The sequence below is a fragment of the Aporhodopirellula sallentina SM41 genome (assembly GCF_000346505.1).
GTDB lineage: Bacteria > Planctomycetota > Planctomycetia > Pirellulales > Pirellulaceae > Rhodopirellula > Rhodopirellula sallentina.
Genome location: NZ_ANOH01000435.1, coordinates 22,395 through 28,672 on the forward strand (window position 1 = coordinate 22,395; position 6,278 = coordinate 28,672).

Annotated in this window: 2 protein-coding genes; both read left to right on the top strand. The window is 56.7% G+C overall.

The window, feature by feature from the left end; translation table 11 throughout:
- Window positions 1-65 precede the first annotated feature (65 nt).
- Window positions 66-1,922: an alkaline phosphatase D family protein gene (locus RSSM_RS28240; RefSeq protein WP_008687877.1), complete on the top strand. Its 1,857-nt coding sequence runs from the start codon at window positions 66-68 to the stop codon at window positions 1,920-1,922.
- A 442-nt stretch (window positions 1,923-2,364) separates the two neighbouring features.
- On the top strand, window positions 2,365-6,123 hold the full coding sequence (locus RSSM_RS28245) for a glycoside hydrolase family 2 TIM barrel-domain containing protein (RefSeq protein WP_008687880.1): 3,759 nt from the start codon (window positions 2,365-2,367) through the stop codon (window positions 6,121-6,123).
- Window positions 6,124-6,278 lie beyond the last annotated feature (155 nt).

Genomic DNA, 6,278 nt, shown 5'->3' on the forward strand with positions numbered 1-6,278 from the left:
GCAAATACAAAGCTACGGACACGACGATCCGATCTACCGCCATCCTCCCCACAATTTGGCATCCCATGTTTCGAACGATCCTCCATGGCGTGTTGCCGCTGCTCGCGTTTTGCATGTTGCTCTCGCCCGCGAATGCTCAACTGACCGCACGCGATCCGATCCGCCTCACCCACGGCCCGATGCTCGGCATGTCGACGGCAGATTCGGTGCGAGTTTGGGCGAGGACATCCGATCCCGGCGAATTCACTGTGCAGTACGGGCTCGCTGCCGACGCGTTGGATCAGACCGGTCCGGTGGGACGGACGCGTATCGAACACGACAACACCGGCATCGTCACACTCGACGGTCTGCAGTCAGACACGCGGTACCATTACCAACTCGTCGTCAACGGCCGGCCACATGGTTTGCCCGGCAGTTTCCGAACCTTGCCCAGTGCCGCCGAATCTCGGAACGAGGATTACAACCCCAACGGCCTGTTTAATTTTCGCTTTCAAATCGGATCGTGTGCGAACCAAAACCCATTGCACGGGGCCGGGCATCGTGCGACGACCTACGAACACCTCAACCGCGATTGGGCCGACAAAGTTCATTTCCATATCATGAACGGCGATTGGCTGTACGAGGAAATGCGAACCTATCCGGCGGAAGCATGGCGGTTGGTTCAGGGCATCCACACTCTGCCGACGATCGTCGAAATCGCGCCGACCATCGTCGGTGTTTGGGAGAACTACAAACTGTACCTCGAACGTGGCGTCGCACTCGCCCAGTGGCATCGCAACGTGCCGAGCGTGTTCACCTTCGACGATCACGAACTCGTCAATGACATCTGGGGAGCCGGCGAAACCGGAAAACGGCACCGACGGACCGTCTTCCGTGACATCGGCACCCAGGCATGGTTCGACTATCTCGGATGGGCCAACCCGATGGAGCACACCACGCCGATTCATTTCGGCAAAGCATCCATGTCCGCCGGCAGCGACGTGCTCGTCGATCCCAACGCGGACTTCACCAACCTGCCGATCGACAACATGCTAAACCTGCACGTGCATTGGGGCACCGCGGAAGCAGGCGTGAACGATATGCGATTTGACAACGACGACGGGAACAAGAACTCCTACGTCTACGACATCGTGGAGGTCATCGACGAACACCGTTTGCGTTTGCACATGCCGGCAAAGGTGGACGATGATTCAATCAGCTATTCAATCGGTCGCCGCAGCTACGGAAAAATGCGAGTCGCCAATTGCGAGTTTTTCATCCTCGACACACGTGGCGATCGCGACATGCATGACGTGACCGAGCGTGACAAACCAGGCGTGACGATGCTCGGACAATCCCAAGTCGAATGGTTGATCGATTCGATGAACCACAGCGACGCAGACTTCTTCTTCGTCATCTCGTCCGTACCGTTCATGATTCCGCACAGTGGTGCCGGAGGCTTCGAAGCGGACGCGGCGAACAAGGAAGAAGCATGGACCGGCTTCTTTGACGAGCGAGAAAAACTGATCGATGCCTGGGACTCACTCGGGAAGAAAGTGTTCGTCATGACCGGCGACCTGCACAACAGTTTCGCGATCAAGATCACCGAAAACGTTTGGGAGTTTTGCTGTGGACCGCACAACAGCGTCAACCACGTGCCCAAAAACGACGAGAGCGATCGACCGGCGACGGGCAAATGGAAGTTCGGCCCGCGAGAGATGGACATCCGATGGAGCAGCTACGTCCTGCCCGACATCCCACGGCTGCAACGTTTGTACCCGCACTACTGCGTGGTGCAGGTCAACAACGTATTCAACATGCCCAAACAGTTGGGCGAGAAACGGCTGGTCGCCTACCCGCACCCACAGGTCATCTTCCAATACTTCGACGGACGCACCGGCGAACTCGCCTACGCCGAATCTGTCTCGGTCGACCACGAGTAGAAGACAATTCCGAGTGGAGGTCGTTTCAACTACTGACGCATTTTTATTGTCCAGACTTCACCCTCTCTTGAGACGTCGTTTTTCGACGCGTCCCTCGCCGCGAACGTAAACGTAGTGGACGATGCAACGAGTCCTTCCCCACGCAACGGACTCGTTGCCTCGTTCACTACCCAATGCTGCACCGAATCAATCGACGTCCCAGAGGGATTCTCAGCAAACTTGCCGTGATCCCGGTTTCTGGAAAATCCGGGCGACACGGTCAGGCGGCACGCGCATCGGGTCACGCAAGCCTTACGACCCATTCGATCGTCTGCTGCGTGAGACAAATAGTCGCTAGAGATCCATAGAGGGGCTGTGGTTTGCGGGGACGTGTGACGTTACATTGCCAGTCTCCGTTTGGGGCTCGCCCCCGTCCCGCCACGCCCTTCCCACCGATCTGATCATGAAATCGCTTGCTGCTTCCGCCGCCGGTATTCTGTCTCATTTCCCCCTGTTGATCGCCTGCATCGCCTTGACAATAGGTCTCAATGTCGCCGCGTTCGCCGAGGCCCCTGATTGGGAAAACGAACAAGTTATCGGCATCAACAAACTGCCGCCGCGAGCCACTTCGCTGCCTTATCCGGACCGCGAATCCGCCCTGAAGGCGTCGCCCGACGCCACACCGTACTACCAAAGCCTCAACGGCGATTGGAAATTCAATTGGTCGAAAGACCCGAGCGAACGGCCACGCGATTTCTTCCAAACCGACTTCGACGTTTCCGGATGGGACGACATTCCCGTGCCGAGCAACTGGCAACTGCAGGGCTACGGCGTTCCGCTGTACACCAACATGAAATACCCGTTTCATGTCGATCCGCCTCGCGTCATGGGCGAACCACCGAAGCACTTCACCAACTACTCGCAGCGCAACCCGGTCGGATCCTACCGCCGCGAATTCAACGTCCCCGAGTCTTGGGACGGACGAAAAATCTACGTTCAGTTTGACGGTGTCGATTCGGCGTTCTACCTGTGGGTCAACGGCGAAATGATCGGATACAGCCAAGGCAGCCGAACGCCGGCCATGTTTGACTTGACCTCGCACGTCACTCCCGGAAACAACACGATCGCGGCCGAAGTCTACCGCTACAGCGATGGCAGCTATCTGGAAGATCAAGACTTCTGGCGACTGAGCGGGATCTTCCGTGACGTTTATCTGTGGTCGGCCGATCAACTGCAAATCCGCGATTACTTCGTCCACACGGATCTGGATGAAAACTATCGCGACGCTTCCTTGTCGGTTGACGCCGAAATCGCCAACGCACTCGATTCGGCCGCCGACTTCACCGTCTCCGCCGAACTGCTCGACGAAAACAGCGACGTCGTCACGACCTTCGAAGCCTCGCAATCGGTCCAGCCCAACGACGCGGCAAAGGTCACACTGCAAAAAGACGTCGCCGCGCCCAAACTGTGGACCGCAGAAACACCGAACCTGTATCGGCTCCTCCTGACTCTCAAGGACGCCGACGGAAACACCATCGAATCGACTTCCACGCGGATCGGTTTTCGCGAAGTCGAGATCAAAGGTCTCAAACTGCACGTCAACGGCAAACCGATCTACCTCAAGGGAGTCAACCGGCACGAACACGATCCGGAAACCGGACACACCGTCTCCCGCGAAGACATGATCGCGGACATCAAGTTGATGAAACAATTCAACATCAACGCGGTCCGGACGAGCCACTATCCGAACGTGCCGATGTGGTATTCGCTCTGCGACGAATACGGTTTGTACGTCGTTGACGAAACCAACATCGAGTCGCACGGAATGGGCTACGGCAAAGAGTCGCTCGCCAAAGATCCGAAATGGGGCAAAGCCCACATGGACCGTTTGCAACGCATGGTCGAACGCGACAAGAACCATCCTTCGATCATCATCTGGTCCCTCGGAAACGAAGCCGGAAACGGAGTCAATTTCTTCGCCAACTACGACTGGATCAAACAACGTGACCCGTCACGCCCGGTCCAGTACGAACAAGCTCACTTTGGCGACCGAAACACCGACATTCGCTGCCCGATGTACGCCTCGATTGACCGAGTCGTCAAATACGCGACCGAGAATCCGGATCGCCCACTCGCTCAGTGCGAGTACTCCCACGCGATGGGAAACAGCGTCGGCAATTTCCAAGAATACTGGAACGCGTACGAATCCCACGACGCTCTTCAAGGCGGTTTCATTTGGGACTGGGTCGACCAGGGGCTACGCAAACCGGTACCGGATCGATGGACCGTCACGGATTCGCAATCGGGCGAACTGACATGCACCGTTCTGGGCGAGCGAGATTCTGAAAAAGGGGTCACCGGTGCAGTTGTGGTGCCCGACGAAAAATCGCTGCAATTGACTGACGCACTCACGCTCGAAGTCGTCGTTCACGGCGATCGCGTAGAAACCTACTGCCCGCTGATCAGCAAAGGTGACCACCAATACTTGCTGCGAATGGACAACGTGGGAATCAACTTCACCGTCTTCACGGACAACTGGAAGAGCCTGAAGGTCAAATATCAGGACGCTAATTTGACGAAAGACGCCAACCGGATCACCGCGACCTACGACGGCAACGAAATGCGTGTCTACGTCCACGGAAAACTGGCCGCTGAGTCGGAATTGTCTGGAAAGCTCGCCGCGAGCCCGTATCCGGTGAACGTGGGACGCAACTCGGAAGTCACCAAGCGTTCGTCGACGTTGCCGATTCAATCTGCACGTATCTACGACCATGCGTTGACCGAATCCGAAGTCGAATCGCCCGCCGACCGCGACACCGACGGTTTGCTACTCGACCTCGACCTACGCAGCGTATCCAAAGCCGAGGACGCTGCATCGCAGACGGAGATGTTCTTCGCGTACGGCGGTGACTTTGGTGACCAACCCAACGACGCCAACTTCTGCATGAACGGTTTGGTTTCGCCCGACCGAAAACCCAACCCTCACCTGTGGGAAGTCAAAAAGGTTCACCAAAACATCAAAGTCCATGCCGATGACGTGGGGGCCGGACGGTTCCGAGTTGAGAACAAATTTGTCTTCACCAACGCCAGCGAATTTGTTCCGAAGGTGGAACTCCGTCATGGCGGCAAACTCGTCACCCGTGCGACGTTGAAACCGTTCGACATCGAACCTGGCACTGAAAAAACGTTCGTCATTCCGACGTTGATGAAAGACGACATGGACGACGAGTGCCTGCTGACGATCTACTTTGAATTGCCCGAACAAACTCCGTGGGCTCCCGCAGGCCATCGCGTCGCATGGGATCAATTCGAGTTGTCTCCCGCCGCGTCATCGAACACTCCATCAGACGCCGCCGACACCGAGGTAACGTTGACCGAAAACGAATCGACCGTCGTCGCCTCCGCGGGCGACCTTCAGGCAACGTTCGACTCGCAAACCGGCGAGATGGTATCCCTGCAGATCGGCGAGACCGAAATGCTCAACCAACCTCTCGGATTGAACTTTTGGAAAACACCGAATGACAACCAACGTGGCAACGGCTACCTCAAACGCCTCGGGGGGTGGCGTGACGCTGCCGACCAAATCGAAGTCACCGATTTCAACGCGACCGAAACCGCCGGTGGCGTTGAGATCAGCGTCAGCGGGAAACTGCCGATCGCTGGCTCACGAGTCGAGTTGAGATACACCGTCGCCTCGTCACAGAGCCTGCATGTGAACGCAACGTACTTGCCCGGCAAAAAGCAATCACCGCTGCTGCCTCGGTTTGGAGTTTCGTTCGCAGTGCCTAAAGACTACCAGAGCGTTTCCTGGTATGGACGTGGCCCGCACGAGACCTACTGCGACCGCAAAACCAGTGGCGAAATCGGCACCTACGAATCGACGGTTGACGAGATGTTCTATTCCTACTGTCGGACTCAGGACACCGGAAACCGATGCGATACACGGTGGATGTCATTCCGCGACGATTCGGGTCATGGCCTGATGATCACCGGCGACGTGCCACATAGCATGAGCGTGTGGCCCAACACTCTCGCCGATGTGGAAACGTCCCGGCACCCGCATGACCTGAGTCGTCGCGACTTCAACACCGTGTTTGTTGACAGCAAAATTCACGGCGTCGGAGGAGACAACAGTTGGGGAGCCCGGACGCACCGCGAGTACACCCTCCCGGCCGACGAGAGCTACGAACTGGGTTTCACAATCACGCCAGTGAAACCGTAGTACTTCATGTCAACTTGATTTTCGGGTAGATGGGGATGAGATGCTCGCTGCAGAGTAAAACCAAGTGATATCTAACTTCCCCTGATTTCACTCGGAGCAACGAGCAATGTCGAAAATAACCTATCACGTCGGCTTGGACTATCACCAACACAGCG